The organism is Streptomyces sp. NBC_00083, assembly GCF_026343295.1.
Taxonomy (GTDB): domain Bacteria; phylum Actinomycetota; class Actinomycetes; order Streptomycetales; family Streptomycetaceae; genus Streptomyces.
Genome location: NZ_JAPELY010000001.1, coordinates 3610891 through 3633881, shown reverse-complemented (window position 1 = coordinate 3633881; position 22991 = coordinate 3610891). Strand labels below are relative to the sequence as shown.

The 22991-nt window shown below is 70.6% G+C and carries 21 protein-coding genes; 5 read left to right on the top strand and 16 right to left on the bottom strand.

The genetic code is table 11. The annotated features are described in order from the left end of the window. Positions 1 to 92: 92 nt before the first annotated feature. The 4 genes from OOJ98_RS16330 to OOJ98_RS16315 form a co-directional block, all read right to left on the bottom strand. Complete coding sequence (locus OOJ98_RS16330) at positions 93 to 287, bottom strand: hypothetical protein (RefSeq protein ID WP_267055424.1); 195 nt, start codon at positions 285 to 287, stop codon at positions 93 to 95. Between the two features lie 15 nt (positions 288 to 302). Further along, positions 303 to 620: a hypothetical protein gene (locus tag OOJ98_RS16325; RefSeq protein ID WP_267055423.1), complete on the bottom strand. Its 318-nt coding sequence runs from the start codon at positions 618 to 620 to the stop codon at positions 303 to 305. A gap of 950 nt (positions 621 to 1570) precedes the next feature. Then, positions 1571 to 1801, bottom strand: a complete 231-nt coding sequence (locus tag OOJ98_RS16320; protein WP_267055422.1) for a hypothetical protein — start codon at positions 1799 to 1801, stop codon at positions 1571 to 1573. Positions 1802 to 2341: 540 nt separating this feature from the next. Beyond that, complete coding sequence (locus OOJ98_RS16315; RefSeq protein WP_267055421.1) at positions 2342 to 2938, bottom strand: TetR/AcrR family transcriptional regulator; 597 nt, start codon at positions 2936 to 2938, stop codon at positions 2342 to 2344. A gap of 97 nt (positions 2939 to 3035) precedes the next feature. Here OOJ98_RS16315 and OOJ98_RS16310 point away from each other — a divergent pair, with 97 nt between their 5' ends. Then, a complete protein-coding gene (locus tag OOJ98_RS16310) occupies positions 3036 to 3461 on the top strand; it encodes a nuclear transport factor 2 family protein (RefSeq protein ID WP_267055420.1) in 426 nt (141 codons plus the stop codon). Continuing rightward, complete coding sequence (locus OOJ98_RS16305) at positions 3458 to 4306, top strand: NmrA family NAD(P)-binding protein (RefSeq protein ID WP_267055419.1); 849 nt, start codon at positions 3458 to 3460, stop codon at positions 4304 to 4306. The genes OOJ98_RS16310 and OOJ98_RS16305 overlap by 4 nt, the downstream gene beginning before the upstream one ends. Positions 4307 to 4731: 425 nt before the next feature. Here OOJ98_RS16305 and OOJ98_RS16300 read toward each other — a convergent pair whose 3' ends face one another. Then, positions 4732 to 5652, bottom strand: coding sequence for a hypothetical protein (locus OOJ98_RS16300; RefSeq protein WP_267055418.1), 921 nt, complete (start codon positions 5650 to 5652; stop codon positions 4732 to 4734). Positions 5653 to 6417: 765 nt separating this feature from the next. After that, the gene (locus OOJ98_RS16295; RefSeq protein WP_267055417.1) at positions 6418 to 7707 is read right to left on the bottom strand and encodes an amidohydrolase family protein; all 1290 of its coding nucleotides are present in this window, start codon (positions 7705 to 7707) and stop codon (positions 6418 to 6420) included. A 169-nt stretch (positions 7708 to 7876) separates the two neighbouring features. Between OOJ98_RS16295 and OOJ98_RS16290 the strand changes: the two genes are divergently transcribed. Then, positions 7877 to 8317 carry an Lrp/AsnC family transcriptional regulator gene (locus OOJ98_RS16290; RefSeq protein WP_267055416.1) on the top strand — a complete coding sequence of 147 codons (441 nt, stop codon included), beginning with the start codon at positions 7877 to 7879 and terminating at the stop codon, positions 8315 to 8317. A gap of 327 nt (positions 8318 to 8644) precedes the next feature. Here OOJ98_RS16290 and OOJ98_RS16285 read toward each other — a convergent pair whose 3' ends face one another. Further along, positions 8645 to 8812, bottom strand: coding sequence for a hypothetical protein (locus OOJ98_RS16285; protein ID WP_267055415.1), 168 nt, complete (start codon positions 8810 to 8812; stop codon positions 8645 to 8647). 183 nt (positions 8813 to 8995) lie between these two features. Further along, complete coding sequence (locus OOJ98_RS16280; RefSeq protein WP_267055414.1) at positions 8996 to 9559, bottom strand: TetR/AcrR family transcriptional regulator; 564 nt, start codon at positions 9557 to 9559, stop codon at positions 8996 to 8998. 90 nt (positions 9560 to 9649) lie between these two features. Between OOJ98_RS16280 and OOJ98_RS16275 the strand changes: the two genes are divergently transcribed. Then, entirely contained in the window at positions 9650 to 10732 is a 1083-nt protein-coding gene (locus OOJ98_RS16275) for a hypothetical protein (protein ID WP_267055413.1), read from the top strand. A 404-nt stretch (positions 10733 to 11136) separates the two neighbouring features. Here OOJ98_RS16275 and OOJ98_RS16270 read toward each other — a convergent pair whose 3' ends face one another. After that, positions 11137 to 12387: an MFS transporter gene (locus OOJ98_RS16270; protein ID WP_267055412.1), complete on the bottom strand. Its 1251-nt coding sequence runs from the start codon at positions 12385 to 12387 to the stop codon at positions 11137 to 11139. Between the two features lie 1356 nt (positions 12388 to 13743). After that, positions 13744 to 13989, bottom strand: a complete 246-nt coding sequence (locus OOJ98_RS16265; protein ID WP_267055411.1) for a hypothetical protein — start codon at positions 13987 to 13989, stop codon at positions 13744 to 13746. A gap of 21 nt (positions 13990 to 14010) precedes the next feature. Between OOJ98_RS16265 and OOJ98_RS16260 the strand changes: the two genes are divergently transcribed. Continuing rightward, a complete protein-coding gene (locus OOJ98_RS16260) occupies positions 14011 to 14517 on the top strand; it encodes an alpha/beta fold hydrolase (protein ID WP_267055410.1) in 507 nt (168 codons plus the stop codon). Between the two features lie 258 nt (positions 14518 to 14775). On the opposite strand, the gene OOJ98_RS16255 is transcribed toward OOJ98_RS16260, so the two are convergent. The 6 genes from OOJ98_RS16255 to OOJ98_RS16230 form a co-directional block, all read right to left on the bottom strand. Continuing rightward, on the bottom strand, positions 14776 to 16068 hold the full coding sequence (locus tag OOJ98_RS16255; protein WP_267055409.1) for a hypothetical protein: 1293 nt from the start codon (positions 16066 to 16068) through the stop codon (positions 14776 to 14778). A gap of 71 nt (positions 16069 to 16139) precedes the next feature. Continuing rightward, on the bottom strand, positions 16140 to 17384 hold the full coding sequence (locus tag OOJ98_RS16250) for an MFS transporter (RefSeq protein ID WP_267055408.1): 1245 nt from the start codon (positions 17382 to 17384) through the stop codon (positions 16140 to 16142). 79 nt (positions 17385 to 17463) lie between these two features. Then, positions 17464 to 18729, bottom strand: coding sequence for a radical SAM protein (locus OOJ98_RS16245; RefSeq protein ID WP_267055407.1), 1266 nt, complete (start codon positions 18727 to 18729; stop codon positions 17464 to 17466). Next, positions 18726 to 19853 carry a Gfo/Idh/MocA family protein gene (locus OOJ98_RS16240; protein ID WP_267055406.1) on the bottom strand — a complete coding sequence of 376 codons (1128 nt, stop codon included), beginning with the start codon at positions 19851 to 19853 and terminating at the stop codon, positions 18726 to 18728. The genes OOJ98_RS16245 and OOJ98_RS16240 overlap by 4 nt, the downstream gene beginning before the upstream one ends. Next, a complete protein-coding gene (locus tag OOJ98_RS16235; protein WP_267055405.1) occupies positions 19850 to 20947 on the bottom strand; it encodes a hypothetical protein in 1098 nt (365 codons plus the stop codon). Before OOJ98_RS16235 ends, OOJ98_RS16240 begins: the two co-directional genes overlap by 4 nt. Further along, complete coding sequence (locus OOJ98_RS16230; protein ID WP_267055404.1) at positions 20940 to 22610, bottom strand: hypothetical protein; 1671 nt, start codon at positions 22608 to 22610, stop codon at positions 20940 to 20942. Before OOJ98_RS16230 ends, OOJ98_RS16235 begins: the two co-directional genes overlap by 8 nt. Positions 22611 to 22991: the final 381 nt, after the last annotated feature.

Sequence of the window (22991 nt, the reverse complement as noted above, 5' to 3'; positions counted from 1 at the left end):
CAGCCTCCCAGCCGCCACCGACAGCGCGGGCCGCCGATGGCCGACGGGCCCGGCCTGGGTGGAGGCCGGGCCCGTCGCTGTGCGCGGTGCGGCTATCGGGTCTGGAAGGCGCCGCGGTCGGTGAGGCCCTGGATGTTGGGCGGCCGGACCCGTTCCAGGCTGGTGGTGATGGCGGCGTGGACGTCGGCGCGGACCTGCGGGGTGATGTGCTCGACGTCGCCGCCCGGGTAGTACAGGCGCACCCCGTCGCGGCTGGCGTCGCACAGGATGGCGTAGGGCTTCTGCACGAGCGTCGTGTAGAGCTACGGGACCGGTGCTCTGACGAGTTCGTCGATGACGGCTTCGTAGTCGGCGCCGAAGTCCGCCCAGTCCTTGCCCTGCTTGTCGAGCCAGAGGGTGACGTCGGAGAAGAAGACGGCTTTGCCGGGCCCGTCCTTCGGGTCACGGGCCAGGCCGGCCGCGAGATCGAGCGCGATCCGGGCGCTCTTGCCGACCAGGTCGCGCGCGATCATGGTCGGGGCGACGGCCACCGCGCATTCGCCCCAGCCGTCCCGGGTCTGCTCCGGCCAGGGCAGTCCCGGCACGAGCCATCCGTCCGGCGCCAGCAGCTTGTTGCTCACCGTGTACTTCCCCCTCGCTCGTGATGTCCGTGCCGTGTCGGCCCGTTCGCCCGGTGGTGACGGTGGGCAAGGCGGTCTGCGGGCGTCCCGGCCTGGAACATGGCCTCTTGCCTTCGGCTATCGCGCAGGTAAGAGGTGTCGTTCCCCGAAGAGGGCGTGCCCACGGGGGCCGGCCAGGGCAAACGACCGGCCGCCGATTTCGGGGGTTCACACCCTCGGTCACACCCGCAGTCCCCCGCCTAGTGCACCCGTGCAGACAACCCTCTAGCCCCCTTCCGGTACAACCCTCCAGCGGCCGCCGCGGGGCCGCGAAGGCACGGCTGTGCCGGGCCACGGTAGTTGCCACCTGGCCAAGATTTCTGTCACCACGAGTGGCGCGGTGAGTACGGCCGAACCGTCCATGCTGGTCGGCGCCGTGGGATCGGTGACAGATGCTCTGTCCACGGCGTCGTGGTGACAGGAGCGCTCTCCCGCCGGTGACCACAAGCGTGGCCCGTACGCCATCGAGCACCAGGCCGTCGGGGCCGCCCGGTGACAACTACGGTGGCCCGGCACAACAGCGTGAACCAGGCCGACTCACACCTCCCAAGCGCCCCACCGCTCGGCGCCAGCGAACCACCCGAGCCCCCGGCGAGCACCGCCAGGACCCCGCCTCAGGCGGTGCCCACTGCCTGGTGCTCGACGTCGGAGACGATGCCGAGGCGCCGCACCTGCGCGTACTCGTCCTCGACCGCGTCCGTCCACAGCCACCGGGGCCGATGAGCAGGTCCACCGTGACGTCGAAGATGTCGGCCCCGCCCGCGGTGCGGCGGGCGAGGCGCTCGAAGTTGACGTACCAGTGCCGCAGCCGGCGCCCCTCCCCGTCCGGAAGGAAGGAGGCGTTGATGCTGGGCCGGCCGCCGGCGGCATCCACAGGCCGGCGTCCTGCCACACGGCACGGCCTCTAGGTCTCACCGGCCGGACACCGTCGCGTCGAACGCCTCCGTACGCACCGAGCGGTCCCCCTCGGTGCGGGCCTTGGCGTACAGGGCGGGCCGACGGACCTGCGCGCCGGCCGCGTAGACGGTCACCAGCGCCTCGCCAGTGCCGGTGAGGACCCGCAGCGCCGGTTCGCTCCGCAACCGGCCGGGGCGGTGGACATCGCGTCGCGCGACCGTCCGACCCGTCTCGAAACTGCGCACCGGATCCGCCGTCGCGTTCCGGGACGGGGTGTCCCGGCCCGGCTTGCCCGTCTCAGCCCGTCCCGGCCGGTGGGCAGGTCTCCATCCGGGGGTGGCTTGCCCAGGTTCCCCTTGGGCTTGCCTGGGGCTACCGGCGGCGGAACAGGCCGCAGTTCTTCTTCGCGTCCGCTTCGGGCGCCTCGCGCTGCGCGGCGCGTTCGGCTTCGATCCGGGTGTAGTGCACCCTCTCGCACGACCCGCACAGACCGTCCGTCCCGCTCCTCCACTGCGGGCCATATCCCTCGTAGTTCACGGGAGTTGCGCAAAGGCGTCGCCCCTCGAGGGCCGGATCGATCACCTCGCACTCCCGCCGCCTCCAGCCGGACCGTGACCCCAGCCGGACCGTGACCCAGCCAGACCGTGACCACACCTACCGCCGGTGCCTGTCGCCGAGGCGAGCGGGGGTCCGTCGCGGTCGGTCATCCGGTGCGGCGCCGGGCCGAGGCCCCTGCCGCTTCGAGCCGAGGTCGGCCCGGCCGGCGGATGCGGGGCCTGTGGAGCCTACTCCGCGCCACCCGGTGCGAGCACTCTCCTTGCCAGCGCCGCCAGGTCCGCTCGCATGCGCTCCCTCGGCAGGCCCCGCTCCCCGGCGAGGTGCTCGACCAGATCGGCCCGGGTGGCGGCGAGCAGGGCGTGGGCCGTGAACGCGCTGTCCGTCAGGCCGGGGACCTGGTCCAGGACTTCCCGCAGCAGGCCGTGCCACCGCTCGTAGTGCTCCGCCCGGTAGGGGCTGCTGCCCTCGCTGCCGCCGCTGCCCTCGAGCGCCAGCGCGAGACGGCGGTTGTCGAGCTTGAAGCACAGGACCGCGTCGAGCAGCGCGAGAGCGCGGTCCCGCGGCGGGGCGGCGGGGCCCAGAGGCGGCGGGCCGGCCTCCACGGCCGCCCGGACCGGTTCGAGACGTGCCTCGTACAGCGCGCGGAGCAGCCCCGCGCGGTCACCGAAGGCCCGGAACACCGTGCCCTTGCCGACGCCTGCCGCTGCCGCGATGTCGGCCGTCGTGACGGAGTCCGGGCTTTCGCACCGCGTGAAGAGGGCGTCGGCGGCGGCCAGCACGGCCTCGCGGTTGCGGGTGGCGTCCTTACGGGTGCGCTCCGGCATGCTGCTCCCTCGATTGCAAAGCGGACCAGCGGTCCGTATTCTCGTCGTGCCGCCAAACCGGACTTGCGGTCCGGATTGTTTCCTCTGGAGGATACCCATGCCCGCACCCACTTCCCCGGCGGACCTCTTCCGCCACGGCCTGCGCCTGCTGCTCGACAAGGACATTCCCGCATGGGTCGCCCTGTGGGACGAGGACGGCGTGATGGAGTTCCCGTTCGCCCCGCACGGATGGCCCCGGCGCCTCGACGGCAGGCAGGCAGTCGCCGCGTACATGCAGCACTATCCCGACCACATCGACCTGCACGCCTTCCCCGACCTCAGGATCCTCGAGACCGCCGAGCCGGAGACCATCGTGGTCGAGATGCGGGGCATCGGCCGCGTGGTGCAGACCGGCGCACCCTTCGACATGACCTACATCGCCGTGGTCACCGTCCGGGAAGGGCGCATCACCTCCTACCGCGACTACTGGAACCCCCTCGCCGCAGCCCAGCCGGGCACCGACATCACCAGGAGCACCCGATGAGCAACACCACCACCCTGGTGACCGGCGCGACGGGCACCACGGGCAGCCGCCTCGCCGCCCGGCTGACGAGCGCCGGCCACCGCGTCCGCGCCGCGAGCCGCCGGGCGGCCCCGGTGGCCGGCGCGGAGCCCGTCGCCTTCGACTGGTACGACCCCGCCACCCACGCCGGCGCGCTGCACGGCGCGAACCGCCTCTACCTGGTGCCACCCGTGGGCGACCCGGACCCCGCAGCCGTCATGCTGCCGTTCCTCCGCCTCGCCGGCGCCGCGGGTGTGCGCCGCGCGGTCCTGCTCAGCTCCTCCGCCATCTCCGAGGGCGGCCCCGCGGCCGGCAAAGTACACCGCGCCCTGCCCGAACTCATCGAAGAATGGGCGGTGTTGAGGCCCTCATGGTTCATGCAGAACTTCACCGGAACACACACGCACGCCCGCAGCATCCGTGAGGAAGGAGTCATCAGGACCGCCACCGAGGACGGCCGCATCGGCTTCGTGGACGCCCACGACATCGCCGCCGTCGCCCTCCACGCCCTCACCGACCAACAGGCACCCGACACCGACCTCGTCCTCACCGGGCCCCAAGCGCTCAGCCACGACGACATCGCCGCCATCCTCACCGAGGTCACCGGCCGCCCCGTGACCCACCAACGCCTCTCCTACGAGGAGATCCGCGACCGGCACACACGCGAAATCCCGGCCCCGTTCGCCGCGATGCTGGCCGCCATGGACCTGAACCTGGCCCGAGGCACGGAGAACCGCACCACCGACACCGTACGACGCCTGACCGGCCACACCCCCCGCAGCTTCCGCGAACTCCTCGAAACAGGAACACACAACACAGCACGGTAAGACCCGGGACACGCGCCGCACACCACCCCCGCACCGCCGCCCTACCCCCACGCAGCCGCCCCTTCTCCACGCTGCCGCCGCCCTCGCACTCCGCGCGCAGCAGCGCGTTACCCAAGCACAACCGGGCTCCGCCCCGCCGACCGGGCCCCGGACAGCAACCGGACAAGACGGACCGCGAACAGCCGACCTCCCACGAATCAATCGCTGCCCCGGGGACAGGCTCGCCCGGATATACACGGATCGTGGCGGGCCACCGGCCCACCGGGCACGGGCGGCCATGCCGAACGGTGCCTTCACCAGGGCAGCGCCAATAACGACCAGGCGGTGCTGGGCGCGGGTGACTCGTGCCTCATGGGCATCGAGGGGCTTCTACGCGCAGGGCAAGCCGGGCCTTTCTTCTCTCCGGTCGGACAGGTAAGGAGTCGTCAGGCGAGGGATGCGCGGGCGGCCTTGAGTGCGTGGACGGCGCGGGAGCGGCGGCGCTGCCAGGCCGCCGCCGTGGTGCCGGCCCGGTGGGCGGCGGCCGCGTCCGGGACAGGCCGCGTGCTGTAGTGCCAGGCGATGGACCGGGCGTCGGCCGGCGTGAGGGTGCCGGTCTCCATCGCGTCCAGGAGCAGCGCGAGCAGTTCGAGGCGGGCCTGGCTGGCTTCCTCCTGCGTGCTGTCGTGGAGGCCGGCTGTGGTGGCGGCGGCATGCACGGTCCAGGCGTGGGCATGGCCGGCCGGGCCGAGTCCGGGGTCGCTCCAGTCCTGTAGGAGGGCGAGGTCGGCGCCGCTGGTCTCGCGGTCGGCGTCGAGCTCGCGGCATACCTGGCGCAGGGCGTCGAGCATCAAGTTGGCGGCGGGCTGCGAGGCGCGGTGGTGGATGCGGCCGGAGCGCGCCGCCTCGTACAGGGCGACGATCACGGTGTGGCCGACGGTCTCGAAGCATCGGCCACCGAAGGGCCGGACCTGGCCGCGGGTGAGACGGACCGCGGCCGGCACCATCGCCTGCACGATGATCCGGGCGGCCAGCGTGGCCGACCCGTCGTGGCCGGCGGCGCGGACCAGCAGGGCCCGCAGTACGGCATCGGCCAGCGCGTCCAAGCGGTGCGCCACGTGCGGGGTGAGGGCAGCAAGGAGCTGGGCCGGGCCGAGCGTGCACGCCCAGGAATCGGTCACGGCGGCGACGTCCTCGCCCAGCTGATCGGCCATCAGCCAGTCAGCCACCACCGCCTGAACGGTGACGTCCGCGCACAAGGCCGCCCACTCGGCGTCCAGGCGGTCGAAGACACCACCAGCGGCGCAGGCAGCGTCGGCAGCGCGAACAGTGCGGGCAGCGCGAGCGGCGTGGAGCAAGTTGAGCACGACACAGCTCCTTTCGGATCTCGTGCCGTGAACTCTCCTCATCGGGGCTTGCCCGAAGGCATGCCCACTTCCCGAAAAGCACAGGTCACAGGCTTACCCACTACGTGACCGAAGGGCATGGCAGCACCGGGCAAACCACCGATAGCCAGAGCAAACCCCGACGACCCACCCGAACAACCCCCGGGCAAGCCACAGTCGGGGCTGGGCAAGCCAGTCTGCCGACCGGACACCAGCAAGCAGCGCAGGGGCCGCCCGGCAGTCACCGTGACCGGGTGGCCGATGACCAATCCCCCCGGATCGGTCATCACCGATGGCCGACGCTCCCCCGACCAGCCACCACCCACCCCACAGCCGGATCAGCCACAGACACCAGCCACCAGCCCCCGGCCATCGGCCATCGGCCATCGGCCACACTCCCAGGACGCCCCTTGGACCCGGACACGGCCACGGCCACGGCCCTGATCAGCCACCGGCCCTGAGCTCCCCATCCGAGGTTCGGAACAAGGAGTGCATTCGCACCGAGAGGTGCCGGTCAGTGCGCGCGCCATGCGTCACAGTGCCGGCTCTGGCGAGTCTCACCATCACCCCTGCGCCAGCGACATTCCCGGGGAAGGCAACTGAAGCCAGCGGCCTACTAGGCACTGAATGGGCACGCCGTTTGGCACCAGTGCCGAACGATCGAACTATCTGTCACCCCGAGGCGCCGATGGGGGCTGTGCCCGACAGGCGGTCCCTGTCGGGCACAGCCCCCATCGAATGCCCGCGTTACGGCTTCGGGTTCCAGGTGCCGTCCAGCGGGATGCCGGCGGCCGCGGCGATCCGGTCGCGGGATGCGAGCAGGCGTTGCTTGAGCGGCCCCAGGCCGGCGCCGAGGAGTGCGCCGTTCTGCTTGACGATGCGGCCGGCGACAAGGACGGTGTCGACGATGCCGGGGTGGCCGGCAGTGACGATCGAGCCGGCCGGGTCGGTGACGGGGAAGACGGTCAGGTCGTCGGTGCGCAGGAGGATGACGTCGGCGTCCTTGCCGGGGGTGATGCTGCCGGTACGGGCGTGAAGGCCGCAGGAGCGGGCGGCGTCGATGGTGGTGAAGTGGAGCAGGTCACGGGCGCGCAGAGTGCCGTCGAGGCCACGCTGGGCGGAAAAGGCGGTGCGCATGGTGGAGAACATGTCGCCGCCGACGGAGGGGACGACATCGATGGACAGGGTGGGGCGCAGACCGGCGGCCAATGCCCGGCCGGTCAGTGGCGCGCCGAAACCCATCTTCAGCTCGACGTCCGGGCTGACGGACAGATGGCTGCCCGCGCCGGCGAGCATGCGCAGCTCGTCGTCGCCGATGCCGTTGCCGTGCACGAAGGTGGTGGTGTCGCGCAGGAGTCCGCGCTCGTGCATGGCAGCGACGGGACGGTGGTCGCCGCCGGTGTGGAGGCTGGTGCGCAGACCGAGTTCATCGGCGAGCTGGAGCTCGCGGGCGAGGGTGTCCATGCCGGTGTCGTCGGCTCCGCGCAGTCCCCAGGCCATGGTGACCAGTGCGTCATCGTCGGCCAGTTGGGCGCGGACGCGATGGATGTCGGCGTCGACGGAGACGGGGGTGGCCCAGCCGGCGCCGAGGCAGAACACTGACCGGCCGGGAGCCTGCTGGAGGGCGGTGACGGCGGCGTCCTCGTGCTCGGGTCCCTGGGCGACGTGGTACCAGTCGAGCATCGTGGTGATGCCGGAGTGCAGGGCTTCGAGGCGCCCCAGGAGGGTGGCCGCGAAGACGTCCTCCGGCGTGTAGTGGGGCTTGACCGTGCCGTGCATGGCAGCGGCCCACTGGCCGAAGGTCCAGTCGGCGCCCATGCCACGGAACGCGGTCTGCCAGTTGTGGCGGTGGTTGTCGACGAAGCCAGGCATGACAATCCGCTCCCTCGCATCGACCACCTCGGCATCCTCGGGTGTCTCGATGTGCTCCGCGACCCGCACGATCCGCCCGCCGTCGATCAGTACGTCGCCGCGCGCCAGGTCGCCGACGGTCGGGTCCATGGTGAGGACGGTACCGCCTGTGATCAGGGTCTTCATCGGGGAGCTCCTCAGCAAACGAACTCGGTTTGGCCGGGTTGATGACCAAATAAGCATCGCTCGCGAGACCCGCGACGGCCCACTTTCGCGGCAATATTGGCAGCAAATTGCTGCCTGTACGGGGCATAATTATGCGTAGCTGAAAGCATCTGCGCATTAATCTGTCTCCATGGATGACGTGGACCGAGCAATTCTCGCCGTGCTGGAGAAGAACGGACGGATCAGCAACGCCGAGCTGGCCGTCCGCGTGGGGCTGTCCCCCTCGCCGTGCCTGCGGCGCGTGAACCGCCTCGAGGCCACCGGCGTCATCCGCGGCTACCGCGCCGACATCGAACCCACCGCCCTCGGCCGCGGGCTGACGGTGTTCGCGGGCATCCGGCTCATGCGGCACACCCGGCCCGACGTCACCGCCTTCGAACGCGCCGTCACCCGGCTCGCCGAGGTGGTCTTCACCCACCACATCACCGGCAACTACGACTACCTGCTCCAGATCGACATCGCCGACCTCCCCGCCTACGAGGACTTCCACGCCAACCAGCTCGCAGGACTGCCCAACATCGCCACCGTGACCAGCTACGTCACCATGAAAACCCTGCCCACCTCCACCTGACGTGACCTGACCTGACCTGACCTGACCTGACCTGACAGCAGAATCCCGCGGGCCGGTCCGGCCTTCGCCTGGATATACCGCATCGGCGAGGGCCCGTTGCGGCGCTCGCGTTGCGCGGTGGTGTCGCACCGGGTGTTGCGGCCCAGGGCCGAAGCGGCCGTCCAGGACGACGTCCCGCCCGGCGTGCCCGAGCCCATACGAAGGAGCCAGGGCGCGGCGTTGCTCCTCCTGCCAGGCTCTCTGCCGTGCGAGGACCTGACGGTCGACGTGCAGGTCGGCGGCGGCGAGGACCAGGGGGCTGAGTTCGTCCGGCGCGAGCGCTTCGACCTACCACTGCACGGGGTGCTCGATGTCGAAGCCGTGGCGGCGTACGAAGACCGGCCATCGCGGGTCGCCGCGCTTGCCCTCGGTCGCGGGCAGCTCGTAGTCGTGGACAACCTGGTTGCAGGTGAGCAGCACCCGCTCGGTGTGGCTCCAGCGGGCCGTGCGCGCCACGAAGTCCCGTTCCAGCTCCTCGTCCTCGCTTGAACAGCCTGGCTCTCGGCGAAGGTGACGCCGTCGGGGTCGGCGTCGGCCCAGATCGGGTGGAGTAGTGGGATCACATCGAGGATCTCGTTGCGTCCGACTGGCCTCTGCACAACGCCTCGGTCCACAGAGCCACCGTGCTGGAGCGTTGGCTCATGTGTCCTTGGTCAGCACCGCATGGACCGCCGCCTCGGCGACGTCGAAACACCGGGGGAAGGGACCCTCGCCGTCGGTCCAGCGCCCGAACGCCTCCTCGGAGACGATCGAGGCCACCTGCGCCGCGAGGCGCGCCTCAGTAGGCCCGGCCCCGCGCCGTTCCAGGGCGTCCCGGAGAGCAGCGGTGACCGCAGCGGCCTTGGTGCGCTCGCGTTCCCGTAGTTCCGGACTGGTCTCGATGATCGCTCTGCGCTGTGCGGAATCGGAGATGATCGCGCTGACCTCCGCACCGACCATACGGAGGGCCGACAGCGCCGCCTGCAGCGGTGCGAGTTCGGGATCCGCGGCGAGGACGGCCTCCGCCACGGCGGGGGGCAGCCGCTCGGAGCCGGCGAAAAGAATCTCCCGCTTGTCGGGGAAGTACCGGTGGAAGGTCCGCCGCGTCAGCCCCGCTTGTTCCGCGATCTGCGTCACCGTCACGGCGTCGTAGCCATGCTCGCCGAACAGGTCCAGTGCTGCCTGGCGCAGGCGTTCCAGTGCTCCAGCGTCCCAACGTGCCATCCCCGTATCCTACCCGCACAGATGTCTCACTGTGACATCAATGCTAGCCTGATGATGACACAGTGAGACATCGCGGAGGGTGCAGGAATTATGACACAGAGCGAGATCTGGATTCTGGGGGCCACCGGCCCCGTGGGGCGTGCCGTCGCGGCACAGACCGTGGCGGCCGGAACCGTCCCCGTCCTGGTCGGACGCGATGCCGACCGACTGCGTAAGGCCGCCGCCGACCTCGGGCTCGACGCGGACGCGAAGATTGTCGTCGCGTCAGGGGCCGATGCCATGGCCGCCGAGATCACCCACCAGCGGCCCGCCGTCGTCGTCAACACCATCGGCGACTATGCCGAGAGCGCCGCCCGGCTCGCACGCGCCTGCATGCCCGGCGGCCACTACGTCGACCAGGCAAACGACCCGACCGCCTTCCACCGCCTGTTCGCCCTGCACGACGAAGCCACCACCGCAGGAAGCACGCTGGTGACCGGAGCGGGGTTCGGCGTCGTCGGAACGGAGGCGATCGTGGCACGCATGTGCGAGAACCGCCCTGTCCCAAGCCGAGTCCGGGTAGACGCCATCGCCTCGGTCGCCGTCGAGGAAGGCGTACTCGGCACCGCTCTTGCCGCCAGCATCGTGAACAGCCTCGCGATGGGAGGCCGGCGTTACGAAGGCGGCCAGCTGGTCAAGACCCGCCTCGGCGGGGAGATCCATCACCTGACCCTGCCCAACGGGGAGCACATCTCCTCGGTCGGCGTCCCCTCCGGTGAACTCATCGCCGCGCAAAGGGTGAGCGGCGCCCCCTCGGCGTCGGCGGCTTCCGGCCTCATTCCCGCCTCGCTCGCGGTCCGAACGGCCCTGCCCGTGTTGTCAGCGATCCTGCGGATCCCGGCCGTGCAGACCTTCGCGATCGGCAGGATGGCCGGGATCAAGGCCAAGGCCGCCCCCCGCCCGCGCCCCCACACCTGGGGCCACGCCCTCATCACCTGGCCCGACGGCACCGTCCGCGAGGGCTGGCTCCGAGCCGGCGACGCCATGGAGTTCACCTCCGCCGTAGCCGCGCAGACCGCTCTCCAGCTCGCCGCAGGCAAGGGACGCCCCGGCGCTCACACCCCGTCCGCCGCTCTCGGACCAGACCTCGCCATCGCCGCCGGAGCCGAATTCGTAGACGGTCCCCTCCTCTAACGGCACTACCCGGCGCCCACCGACCTGGCCGACGCCGACAGCGCCCCGCCCACGTCGCGCCGCGCGTCGCCTACAACGGCGACGACATCGGCACCCGCAGGTGGCGCCAGCAGCAACCCCGCACCTAGACACAGCTGCTGCCCGAGCAGAGAGAGCGACTGACCAAGCTGGGCGCAACGGGGCCTGGCTGGCGATGGTCGGCGCCGCTGACTGGAAGATGCTCGCCGACCTCCTCGGCCCCGCCGACCTTCTCGGCCCCGCCGACGGCACGGCCCACAACTGGCACGAACGCAACGGGGAGATCCCGCCAGCTACGTCGTCAGCCGACTCAAAGCCTCTCAAGCACGCACCGAACCCGAGTAGGGGACCAGGGTCTGCCGTACTTGACGGCCAGCTCAAGAATTTCACTTTGCGTCATGCCTTCGCACGGACGGGAGCGCCAGTACCACCGCGACTGCGGTCAGCTGCCACAGCACACCGAGCCCCAGGAGCCGGTCTGCTCCCACGACGCCCGACACCGGCCCGGCCAGCGCCAGTCCGAGCGGTCCCAGAGCGAAGGCGCCCAAGCTGTCGAGGGCGCTGATGCGTCCGCGGATCTCGGCGGGGATCTCGCGCTGGATGACAGTCGTCACGAGGGTATTGCACACCGCTGCTCCGCCCCCCGCTAGGAGTGCAGCGGCTCCCACCCAGGCCAGGGGTGCCCGCGCGGCCAGCGCCGCCGCCGGAATGGCCCAGCCGACGGATGCGGCCATGGACCAGGCGAGTGCCCGGTTGGGGTTCCTGCCGAGCAGCGCCAGGCCGCCGACGATCGAGCCGATGCCGTATAAGGCCAATACCAGTCCCCAGGCCCTCGCGCCGCCGAGCCGCTGCTGGGCGAGAGCCGGTCCAAGTACCAGGAACGGAGCCCAGAGGAGGAAGTTGAACAGGCTGATGTGGAGGGTCGTGACCCACAACCATGTGCGGGAGGTGAACTCCTTCCAGCCGCGCCCCAGTTCGGTGAACAACCCGCGGCGGAGCGCGGCCGACTGCGACAGGGGCAGCCCGGCCAGGGCCACAACGCTCATGCCGTAGCTGACCGCGTCGACAGCGACCACTGAGCCCGCATCAGAAACCGCGAGGAGCAGACCGGCCAGACCTGGCCCCGCCACCGAGGCCACAGCCTGGGCGATCTGCAGCACCGCGTTGGCGTCCGCAAGGTCGTCTGCAGGAACAAGGCCAGGCACCAGAGCTGTCAGGCCCGGACTGAACCCTCCCTCACCGATTCCGAGGACCACCGCCAGGGCGACGACTTCCCAGATTCTCGCGCTGTGGGTGAGCAGCAGCACGGCGAGCACGCCCTGAGAGGCGAATCGAAGCAGATCCGCTGTCAGCATGACCGCACGGGCCCCGAGCCGATCGGTGAACACTCCGCCGAGCAGCAGCACCGCCAACACCGCGAGAATCCGAGCCCCCATCACCACGCCGACAGCGTCGACCCCGCCGCCAGGCAGCTGCAGCACAGCGAAGGTCGTGGCGATCGTGTTCATCCCGGAGCCGAGCAGCGACGTGCTCTGGCCGACGAGGAAACGGCGGAATCGAGGGTGCCGCAGCGTGCGCAGACGGTGAGCAGCCGTCCGGGGCCTGGATACAGCGGAAGGGCAAGTGCGAAGCGTCATGGGTCCGCACTCTTCCTCCATCAACCTATTCCCTGCAAGCAATTCCAGGAAGAAACCTGAGTCTCCCACGAGCAATTTCCCATCGGCATGAATTACCGCAGTAAATGGCCCGTATTTACTGCAACATGCCTGGTGATAGGCTCAGTTATGGAAGACCGAGGCAGTCCTCACGAAGCTCATTTACTGCGGATGGCTAGCATGAGTCAGCGCCAAACCGGCGACGTGGGCACACTCCGCCCGGCACCGGTGGAATACAGTGCCGCCGTCGACCGCTACCTCGCTGCGGCCGATCTCGGCAGCGCCTCCCGCCGCGTCTACCGCATCTCGCTGCACGGATGGGCCTGGCCACTGGTCGACCGCCGGGCCCCGACCGGTCGCGAGCGCAGGGGCGCCCACCCACCCGTCGTTCCTCTTGCCCTGCTCGACGACCCGAGGGCCCCAAAGCGGCTGCTACGGGGACTGGCCGACCGCGCCGCCGCCGCGCAACCACGCACACTGGCCCGCGAACTGGCCTGCCTTCGAGCAGCTACGGCATGGTGGCTGGCACAAGGCTGGACCACCACAGACCCAGCGACCGGACTGGCCCCGCCAACACCGAACCCTGCACTGACACCCGCCCCCTCTGGTGCTTCTACGACTGCGAGGGCGACCGCCGCTGACCCGGATCGGGCCCGCGCCGCCCTCGCCTTGCGGGCTCCACTCAGGGAGTTGGCTCTGTGGCACCTCCTCCACGAGTCGCGAGCCCCCGTTGAACAGGTACTCGCCCTCAACATCGACCACCTAGACCTACCCCGCCGACGCACCAAGGAGCATGCGGCAGGACACCTGAGCTGGGGACAAGGCACAGCGCGCCTGCTGCCCATGCTGCTGGCCGGGCGCACCGCGGGGCCGGTGTTCGTCACCGCCCGGCGGGCTCCCGCCGCCACACCGCCAGCCGACCGCTGCCCGGTGACGGGCCGAGGACGGCTTTCCTACCGCCGAGCCGCAGAACTCTTCACCGCCGCGACCAGACCACTCGATCCAGCCGGCCGCGGCTGGACCCTGCTTGTCCTGCGCGACCGAGCACCCCGGAACAGGTCGGCCCCCAGATGACGCACCGGCAGGCGCCCTGCCCTGCGAGCGATCCATCACACATCGTGACGCCCCTTGGAGGCATTTGGCACGCCTGAGTACTGCTCTGAGCCAGCAAGAACGCACCACCCGCGCACCGCCCGTCGTGGTGCGCTCCACCGGCACCGCCGCACCGCACCGGACGCGCGCCACGGCCGGGCTCCCCCATCACACACCCCCTTGACCGCGACCTGATCGCCGGCCGAAACAGGCTGTGTCGCACTCGTCCGCCTTTCCAACACCGCCTCACCCGCGGCGGCGGGCCAGGAGCGTCGTGCCGACAATGACGCATCCGATGGCCACGATCTTCCCGGCCCCGTAGTAGCGGGACCAGTCGTCGTCAGCCGCGCCTCCGCGCAGGATCAGCCACAGCAGCAGCCCTATCCCGCTCACGGCGAGAACCACTCCTCCGGTCAGCCTCAGCCCGGCCCACCAGGGAGCGTCTCCGGTGGGCGCGGGTTCGGTGTCCTGGCCTCGCTCGCGGTCACTCACCCTGTGTCCTCTCCTACGACCATGATCTTCAGCAGAGAAGACGTAGACCATCACAGAGGGGTTCCACGCCAAGACGCGGTGTCGGGACACGACGCGTTCCTCGGCGACAGCGTCGCCGGCCGCCTGACGCCGGTGCTGGGGGAACTGCTCTGGCGGCTGCGTACCGACGGCTTGATCCGTGACGGGTTAAACACCGCCTCCACCCGCAAGGTACGGATCCCCCACCAGATGATCGCCGACATCCGGGGCATGACGCACCGCGGCCTCACCACGACCCAAGAGGCGTCCACCGCGTATGTGAAGGAGCAACCCATCCCTGACCGGCTCGCCGGTCTCGGCCTGCCCACGCTGGTCATCTTGGGCTCCCAGGACCGGCGTTGGCAGCCGGCCTCCGCCCAGGACTACCGCCGAGTCCCCCACGCCCGAATCGAGATCCTGGACGGTGTCAGTCACACACCCATGCTGGAGGGCCCCGACACGACCGGTAACCTCCTGCGCAGCTTCGCTCCCGAATCCGCGTCACACTGACCAGGCATCAGCACGCGTTCTCCCCAACCACCGCGCCTGACGAGGCCCGACATCGACCAGCTACGCCCTCTCGTCCCGCAGAGCACGACTGCCAACGGGATCGCCACCGCTGTCGGTGCGGCGGCGATCCACCATGTCCGCGTAGTGGGTCTGCAAAACGAGCGGTGTGACTGGGGTGGTTGGGTTACTGGCGTTCGGCCCGGCCCGCGGGACCGGGCGCCGGAAGGTGCCAGGTGGGGGTGCCGACGCTCCCGCCCTTCACCAGAACTGCCGGAGGTTGAAGCTCCGCAGCGAGACGTGGTGCGTGGGTTCGGTCGAGCTCCTTGCGTACAGGAGCGGCATCGCCGTTCCCGCGGAGCCGTACGCGGCGCTCCAGGCCAGCCACTGGTACGCGTCCCACCCCCGCTCCATGCCGATCCCCACACCGTCCTTCTCCAGGGTGGTCAGGGCCAGGCGGTGGTGGAAGGCGACGTCGTAACGGGCCCGGACGCCGAGCGGCTGCCGCTGGTGCCGGTCGAACCAGTGGAGCGCCGAGACACCTCGCTCGCTTGGAGTGTCGGAGTCCTTGTGCAGCCTGAGCAGCCGGTCGACGTCCAGCGGCGCGTCCCGCATGAATCGCGCCATCTTCCCCTTCGCCTCCTCGACGGCCGAGTCCAGTGTGCCCCCGGGCCGCCATCGCGGATCGGTGGGCGCCCCGGTCCAGTCCGGTCCGAACACCTCCTCCATGTCCCGCTCCACCACCTCGCTGAACGGATCGAGCGGGGTGAACCGGAAACGCGTCGCCGAGGCGGCGTCGTGCCGGGCCAGCACGGCGCGTATGTCGTCCGCATGCTGGTCGAGGGTGCGGAGGAAGTGTTCCAGCTTCCCTCCGTGCGCGTAGTGCAGGAAGACGAGGGAGTTCACCGTGCCGGCGGCCCGGTCGGTCGCCGTCTGCTGGGAGACACTGACCGTGCGCCGCCCCGCCCGCGAGTTGTCCAGGAGCGAGGCCACGAACGCCACCATGCGGTTCGCGCCCGTCGAGCTGACGTGCTCCGGAAGGACCGGATTGCTCACACCCGCCCGGTGCGCGCACAGTCCGATCTCCACCTCCAGGGCCGGCCGCTCCTCCAGCAGCACCGACAGGAAGCGAGCGCCTTCCAGATAGCGGTTCGCCTCCGGGTTGAACGTCTCGCCCTGCCGGCTGAAGCGGAAGCCGGCGATCATGGTGGGGACCAGCGCCAGCATGCGCGGCACCGTGAGAGCGCTGCGGTCGTGCTTCGAAAGTCGGTCCAGCAGCTCTCGCGCCTTGATGATCTCCTCCCGCAAGGCGACCTGTCCGCTGGATGCGTAGATCATCGCGGCGATCGCCGCTTCCCATCTGCGCGGCCGCTTCAGCGCCAAAGGATGGATTCCCACCATCTCGTCCGCTGAGGGCAGGTGCGGATCGACGGCCTCGATCTCCCCGCGAACAGCGCACAGTTCCGAGATCTCCCGCACGTCGATGCGCGAACCGTTGTGGCGGCTGAGCGCCTGCGACCTGGAGAAATCCCAGAACGTGATCTCATCGGCCATCCCTGTACATCCTCCTGCTCGTCCTGCTCGTGCGTCGTTCTGCTCGTGCGTCGTTCTGCTCGCTCGTCGTCCTATTCATCCGTGGTGCTGCCCGTCGGCCGTCCGCGCAGGATGAGGAAGTACCCGGCGGCCGCCAGCGCGCCCAGCATCGCGCTGCCCGCCCACAGGGGGGTCGGGCCCACGGTGTCCAGCGCGTATCCCGAGGCCGCTGGCGCGACGCACGCCGCGGACGACCAGGCGAAGCTGTACATCCCCTGGTAGCGGCCGTTCGCGTGGCCCGGCACCAGGTCGGCCACAGCTGCCATGGCGGTCGGGGCCAGCAGGATCTCGCCGACCGTCCACACCACGACGGTCAGGGCGTACGCCGTGAGGGAGCCCGCCATGGCCGTCATGCCCAGCCCCCCGCCCAGCAGCAGCGTCCCCAGGGCCAGGGGGCCCGCCGGGCCGAAGCGCGCGAGGATCCGGCTCACGGGGAGTTGCAGCGCCACCACGAGCAGGCCGTTGAGGCTGATGACCAGGCCATAGTCGCGTGCGCTGAGGCCCTCCCGTGTCATGGTGAGCGGCAGCGCGGTACTGACCTCCTGCATCAGCAGTGCGACCAGGAAGGTCACGGCCACGAAGGCCGTGAAGCGACGCCGTCGTGACAGTTTCCCGGCGTCCGCGTCCGCGCCCGCGTCCGCGCCCGGGTCGGCGTCGTTTCCCTGCCGGGCCGGGTCGGGCCGCGTCTCGGGCACCGCGTGGTAAACGGTCAGGGCGCACACCACGGTCACCGCTGCCTCACCGAGGAACAGCAGGGTGTATCCGTGCTGCGCCAGCACTCCCGCGAGCGCGGCGGAGACCGCCACCCCGATGTTGACGGCCCAGTAGACCAAGGAGAAGGCTCTGACACGCGCCTTCGCGGTGACCATGTCGGCCACCATGGCCTGGACGACCGGCCGGGAGGCGTTGCCCGCCAGGCCGACCAGGCACGCGGTGGCCGCGAGCGCGGCCCGTCCCTGGGTGAACGCCAGCGCCCCCGTGCCGACGGCGCACAGCAACTGAGCGCCCAGCAGGGTCGCTCGCCGGCCCAGGCGGTCGGCGAGCAGGCCGCCGACGACCGCGCCGACGGCGCCGCCGACGCCGTACAGCGTGGTGACGAGCCCCGCGAACGAGGCCGAGTAGCCCCGGTCGAGTGTCACGTACAGGGACAGGAACACGACGACGAAGCCGCCGAGCCGGTTGACGAGCGTGGCGGTCCACAGCCACCAGAACGCGCGCGGCAGCACCGGCCCGGCGGCAGTCGTCCCGCGCGCCGCACTCTGGGCATCCGCGGTCACGGTACGACGGACTCCTGCCACTCGGCCCCGGGCCCGGTGCGGCGCACCGGCCCGGCATCGGCTATGAGGCGGCGGGTGCTCATACGGCGGCCATCGCGTTGCCGATGTAGTTCGGCAGCTTGACGAGCCGCTGCCAGAGGTCGTCGAGGCTGACCGGATAGCGCTCCCGGTAGCGCCGTGTCACCGCCTCCACCTCGGCCCATGTCGTGGGCGTCGTACCGCCGTTGTAATCGGCCGCCAGTTCGTCGTAGAGCGGTGTGCCGGGACGCAGGAAGAGCTGGTTGAGTCCGAAGTATCCCGGCAGCGAGGCGGCCCAGTCGACCACTTCGCCGCTCAGGCAGGCCGGGTCGCCGGGCAGGCCCAGCAGGACGAAGGCGAACGGGGTGATCCCGGCCGTCGAAAGACGGCGGATCGCCGCGTCGATCTTCTCCGCCGGGACTCGTTTGCCGACGCCGGTCTCCGAGACGGCCGGCGACTCAGCGCCCAGCCACATGCCGTTGCATCCCGCGGCGGCCCACAGATCCACGTCCTGGCGCAGGACCACCTCCGCCCGGCTCTGCCCGCTCCACTCCAGGCCGCCGCCGACGAGTCCGGTGCACAGCTCCTTGTAGAAGGTCGGGTGCAGACCGAAGACGTAGTCGAGGAAGAACAGCGAGTCCACGCCGCGTTCACGCATCGCCGCGATCTCCGCGAGTGTGCGCTCCACGGGCTCCGGGCGCATCCGAGTGCCGAACGGCAGGTGGCAGAAGGTGCATCCGTAGGTGCAGCCGCGCACGCCGAGCACCATGCCGCACGGTCCTCGCTTGACCCGCCCGCCGGTGAACGTTTCGGCCGTGTAGGCGGTCAGGTCCAGCAGGTCGTAGGCGGGCAGGGGCGCCCCGTCGAAGTCCAGTGGCGGATACGTCCCGCTCAGCGGCAGTTCGCCCAGCACCGGCCTGCCGCTCAGCAGGTCCCGTACGCCGTGCACCGCCGCCGCGTCCGCCTCGCCACGCGCCACGTGGTCCACGCCCAGCTCGCGCAGCGTGGCCGTGGGCAGTTGGGTGGCGTGCGGGCCGACGGCCAGGACGGTGGCCTTCGGCCAGGTCCTCCGTACCTGTTCCACGGCGGTGCGCACCGGGCCCAGATCGAGGGGGTAGCACTGGGCGCGGTCCGCGATCGCCGTCACGACGACGGCCACGTCGACCGCGTCGACGTGGGGCGGCTCGTCGCTCAGGCGGCGGTCCCAGACGACGACGTCCATTCCGTCCCGCCCGAGCAGGGCGGCCGCGTTGGCCACGTCGAGGGGAAGCTGGAGGAAGTCACGCTCGAACTCGTCGTCGGCGACGACGAAACTCACACTGGTCATGCCGGCTCCGGGGTCATGGTGGCGGAAGGGTGGGGTGTCGCATCGGGGGCGTGCGCCACCTGGGTGACGGCGCCGGTGCGCGCCGCTTCGTACACCGCGAGCACGGTGAGCAGGGCCCTGCGGCCCTCCTCTCCGTCGACGGCTGGCGCCCGGCCCTCGGCGACCGCGTCGCAGAAGTCGACGAGTTGGTCGCCGTGCGGCGAAGGAAGCAGGCCGCTGGCGTCCCGCTGCTGGGCGGGAGCGGGCGGACAGCGCTCGGCGGCTTGGTTGCCCGCACCATAAGCGCCGTAGGCGGAGGTGTCGTCCCCGGGTCCGGCGGCGTGGAAGTAGATGAGTTCGTCGTTGTCGATCACCGCACTGCCCTGGTCGCCGTGCACCGTGAGGCGCGTGGTGCGCCCCGGGTACGCCGCGGTCGTCGCCAGCAGGGACGTCAGGGCGCCATTTGCGTGCCGCAGGCTCGCGGTGACGACGTCCTCGACCTCGATGCCGCGGTGCCCCTTGAGGGCGGTGTGCGCGGCGACTTCGACGACCGGGCCCATCAGCCACTGGGCGAGGTCGACGGCGTGCACTCCCTGGTTGAGGAGCGCGCCTCCGCCGTCCAGGGCCTGGCTGCCGCGCCAGCCGCCCGAGTCGTAGTAGGACTGGCCACGCCACAGGGGCACTTCCACCAGTCCCGATGTCAGCGTTCCGAACTCCCCGGCGTCCAGGGCGGATCGCAGCAGCCGGGAGGCGGGGTCGAAGCGGTGTTGGCTGATAACGGCAAGGGCACGCCCGGCTCGTCGTGCGCCGGCGATCAGCCGGTCCGACGCCTGGGCGGTGACGTCGATGGGCTTCTCCACGACGACGTGCTTGCCCGCGGCCAGTGCCCGCAGCCCCAGCTCGGCATGGAGGCCACTGGGGGTGCACACACTGATGACATCGATATCAGAACGCTCGATGAGGGTGGCGATGTCCGTCGCCTCGCTGCCGGTCTCCCCGGCCAGCCGGTGCGCGCGCTCGGGTGAGGGCGATGCAACGGCGACGAGTCGTGCCCGTGCGGCGAGCGGTGCGTAGGTGTGAAGCACCCTGGCGTGCAGACCGCCGATCACACCGCAGCCGATGATACCGAAGCGGAGCCTGCTCATACGGCGCCTCCGCTCAGCTGTCCGACCGCCGCGGTCTCACGGGCGTGCCCGAAGTGGCCCGCCAGGGCGCTGATGCGGTGCACGGGCCGCAGGTCGACCGGAGGCAGGGGCAGGTCGCCGAGCAGTTGGGCGACCGCGGTGCGCAGGGCGTTGTCCATGGGAGAGTCGTTCACCAGCGTCTCCTGGCAGCCGCCGGGCAGTTGGGCCGTCAGCCGGTGGGTGTTGTTGGGCAGCCGGCCACCGCCCGGAAGGGCCACGGGATCCAGCTCGGCCGTGAACAGCGCCGGACCGACCTGGAGTTGGGCCAGTCGCCGGCGGCCGCCGGTGGAGTGGCCGAAGGGACGGGCCCAGTCGGGCACGCCGGTGTCCCCGGGCGCGTCGCCGACGACCGACGAGTACAGATCCAGCTCCACACCGTCCGCCACCACGGCGCGTTCCCGGGCGGCCGTGACGAAGTAGTCCTCGTGGACGTCGCCGCGCACGTCCTCGACCGGGCTCTCGACATAGGCACGGTACGCGTCCGGTGGCAGCAGCCAGCTCGCCACCGCCAGCATGTGCGGCCATTCGTAGCCGAAGACGCCGTGGTCGCGGTCGACGAACCGGCCCGCCTCCATGTCGGCCCGCCGGTCCTTGCTGAAGGCGACGCGCACCGCCGTCACCGGATGGTCCGGCAGGTGATGGCGCCGCAGGCCGTCCAGCAGGCGCAGCGCATGGGCGTGGCGGTACTGGTTCATCACGACCACGCGCGCTCCGGGATACCGCTCCAGCAGATCCTGGAGCCGGGGCACGTCCTGTGCCCGGCAGGCCGGTTTCTCCATGATGACGCGGGCCAGCGGGTCGCGCTCCAGGACCTCTGCCAGGACGTCGACGTGCACCCGGGTGGGTGTGCAGAGCGACCACAGGTGCACGGGCCCCGTCATGTCCCGCACGGTGGGGCTGTGGTCGACGGGCCGGCGGCTGTGGACGCCGACGGGCACGCCGGTCAGGGCCGGGTCCACGGCGCACACGCGCAGACCGGCGGCTTCCAGCAGGCGGTGGTGGAGTTTGCCGGCCACTCCGTAGCCGACGACGCACACACGGGGCAGGTCACTCATGTGCGTCCCCGCCGTTCTCGACGCCGTCCTCGGCCGGCTGGACCGTGTCGGCGAGGTACGTGTCGTAGTACGCGTCGAACAGCCCCGCGTCGCGGACCACTTGGTCGACCACCCCTAGGTGGATGCCGGGCGCCAAGTCTGCGGCGGAGCGGCACAGGTGCTTGGCGGTGACCAGAGTGGCGGCGCGGTAGGCGTCGTAACCACGGTTGGGGATGCCCTCGTAGGTGTACAGGTTCAGAGAGCGGCCGTCGCCGAGGAGGACAGCGGAACGGCGGTCAGGCAGGGTGTAGCGCACACCCACGCCGGGGACGTCCGACGCCGTCGTGGCGACGCGACGCTCGCTGAGCAGGCTGAAGTCCCGGGTGGCGAATCCGGCCAGGAGCACGCCGTCGGGCAGCAGCGGCAGGTCGGCCTCGGTGAGCGCGTCCTCGCCGGTGGTCCCGATGATCAGGAAGGGGCGGGTGTGCAGCAGGGCCGCATGGGCCGAGCGGCTGGTGTCGAAGCCCTCCTCGGCGGCGCGGACCAGGGCGAGTGTGTCGGTGTCCACGACGGTGACGCGGCACCCGGTCGCACGCAGCGCTCTGGCGACCCGGGCGCCGAGGGTGCCGAAGCCCAGGGACAGGACGCGCCGGCCCACGAACTTCTCGCCCGGCACGATGGCGCGCAGCCGCCGCACACAGGAGTCGGCGATCTCGTTGTAGGCCAAATGCGTCTTGACCTCGGAGCGCGCCATGTTGAGGACGGGCAGGCGCATGTCGGTGGCCGCCGATATGCGTTTGAGGCCGCTGACGGTCAACTCCAGTGCGGCGTCGGGCTGTTCGGTGACCAGGCGTTCGCGTGCGGAGCCGAGGGCGATGATGCCGCCGTCGTCGACCATGAGCACGCGTCGGCCCTCGGCGTGTGCCGCCCGGATGAAGGCGTCCACGTCGGAGCCCACCTCGCGCGCCCGGCGCACCTCCTCCTCGGTGGCGGTGCCGTTCACGACGGAGTTGTCGAGGGTGGCGCTGCGGTAGCCCCGGGACAGGAACCACCCGTGCACGCGGTCCCGGCGTAACGTCTTGTCGCCCTTGTCCAGGGCGTAGATCCACTGCGGTGCGAACCCGGCGCGTTCGGCGGCCAACAGGAAGCCGACGCTGTTCTCCACGTAGTGGTCGCGGAATATCAGTGCCCAGTCGGTGAGGGCGCTGTCCTCGGTGGCGTACCGGCGCAGCAGCGGCATCGCCCCCCACAGCCGCGCCACCTCGGTCTCGCTGAAGGCGGTGCCTTCACCGCGCAGGGCATCGGCCAGCGCCCCGGCGACCGCGGCAGCCCTCGGATCGTCCGCCCTGACGCTTTCCGTCAGCACGGCTGCGCGCCAGCGTGGGGTCGGCGGATCGCTGTGCTCCAGCGCGTGCGGCGCGGAGTCGGGCTCGGGCGTGAACTGCACCGTGACGAAGCCGGTGCCGGTGTCCACGGTGTGCGCGTAGCCGCCGTCGTCGAGAGCGACGACCTCATGGTTCCCCGGAAGCGGTTCCGCAGGGTCCGGCCATCGCTTCAGCCGCAGGCGCAGCAGGACGTCCGAGGACCAGTGGCCGCTGATCACGCTGTGGAGCCGTGCGGTCGCGCCGTCACGCGGCAGTTCGTCGCCGTTCGACGACGTGCCCATCAGGGCGTTGAGCGTCATGTGCACACTCCTTCATCACCTGCGTCCGGGCACACGGAATCGCGGGTGTCATGATTGGGTGACGGAAATGACGGCGAAATGAATTCTCCGGCCGGATCGCCCGCATACCACCTCTGCCGGGCACGGGAGGACCCTAGGGATGGAAAGCGACAGCTGGACACGGAGCGCTGTCGGATTCGTACCTTGAGCCTGGAATTCCCTCCCTGCGAACAGATCTGGATGACGGGGCCGACGAATAGGACAGTCGCCCAAACCCCGCCGTGTCGGGACCGGATTGGATCATGCGCCGTGATCTGCACTGCATATTCACGACCCGATGCCGCACGTGTCAACCATGAGACCGGACCGATCTCGCGTGCATTTGGACAACGTAATCGGGTT

What these genes read in the sequence shown, in the direction of transcription:
- OOJ98_RS16310 (WP_267055420.1), top strand. Translation starts at nt 3,036, where the DNA reads ATGCCCGCACCCACTTCCCCGGCGGACCTCTTCCGCCACGGCCTGCGC.
- OOJ98_RS16295 (WP_267055417.1), bottom strand. Translation starts at nt 7,707, where the DNA reads ATGAAGACCCTGATCACAGGCGGTACCGTCCTCACCATGGACCCGACC.
- OOJ98_RS16280 (WP_267055414.1), bottom strand. Translation starts at nt 9,559, where the DNA reads ATGGCACGTTGGGACGCTGGAGCACTGGAACGCCTGCGCCAGGCAGCA.
- OOJ98_RS16255 (WP_267055409.1), bottom strand. Translation starts at nt 16,068, where the DNA reads ATGGCCGATGAGATCACGTTCTGGGATTTCTCCAGGTCGCAGGCGCTC.
- OOJ98_RS16270 (WP_267055412.1), bottom strand. Translation starts at nt 12,387, where the DNA reads ATGACGCTTCGCACTTGCCCTTCCGCTGTATCCAGGCCCCGGACGGCT.
- OOJ98_RS16260 (WP_267055410.1), top strand. Translation starts at nt 14,011, where the DNA reads ATGATCTTCAGCAGAGAAGACGTAGACCATCACAGAGGGGTTCCACGC.
- OOJ98_RS16275 (WP_267055413.1), top strand. Translation starts at nt 9,650, where the DNA reads ATGACACAGAGCGAGATCTGGATTCTGGGGGCCACCGGCCCCGTGGGG.
- OOJ98_RS16245 (WP_267055407.1), bottom strand. Translation starts at nt 18,729, where the DNA reads ATGACCAGTGTGAGTTTCGTCGTCGCCGACGACGAGTTCGAGCGTGAC.
- OOJ98_RS16305 (WP_267055419.1), top strand. Translation starts at nt 3,458, where the DNA reads ATGAGCAACACCACCACCCTGGTGACCGGCGCGACGGGCACCACGGGC.
- OOJ98_RS16235 (WP_267055405.1), bottom strand. Translation starts at nt 20,947, where the DNA reads ATGAGTGACCTGCCCCGTGTGTGCGTCGTCGGCTACGGAGTGGCCGGC.
- OOJ98_RS16315 (WP_267055421.1), bottom strand. Translation starts at nt 2,938, where the DNA reads ATGCCGGAGCGCACCCGTAAGGACGCCACCCGCAACCGCGAGGCCGTG.
- OOJ98_RS16290 (WP_267055416.1), top strand. Translation starts at nt 7,877, where the DNA reads ATGGATGACGTGGACCGAGCAATTCTCGCCGTGCTGGAGAAGAACGGA.
- OOJ98_RS16230 (WP_267055404.1), bottom strand. Translation starts at nt 22,610, where the DNA reads ATGACGCTCAACGCCCTGATGGGCACGTCGTCGAACGGCGACGAACTG.
- OOJ98_RS16240 (WP_267055406.1), bottom strand. Translation starts at nt 19,853, where the DNA reads ATGAGCAGGCTCCGCTTCGGTATCATCGGCTGCGGTGTGATCGGCGGT.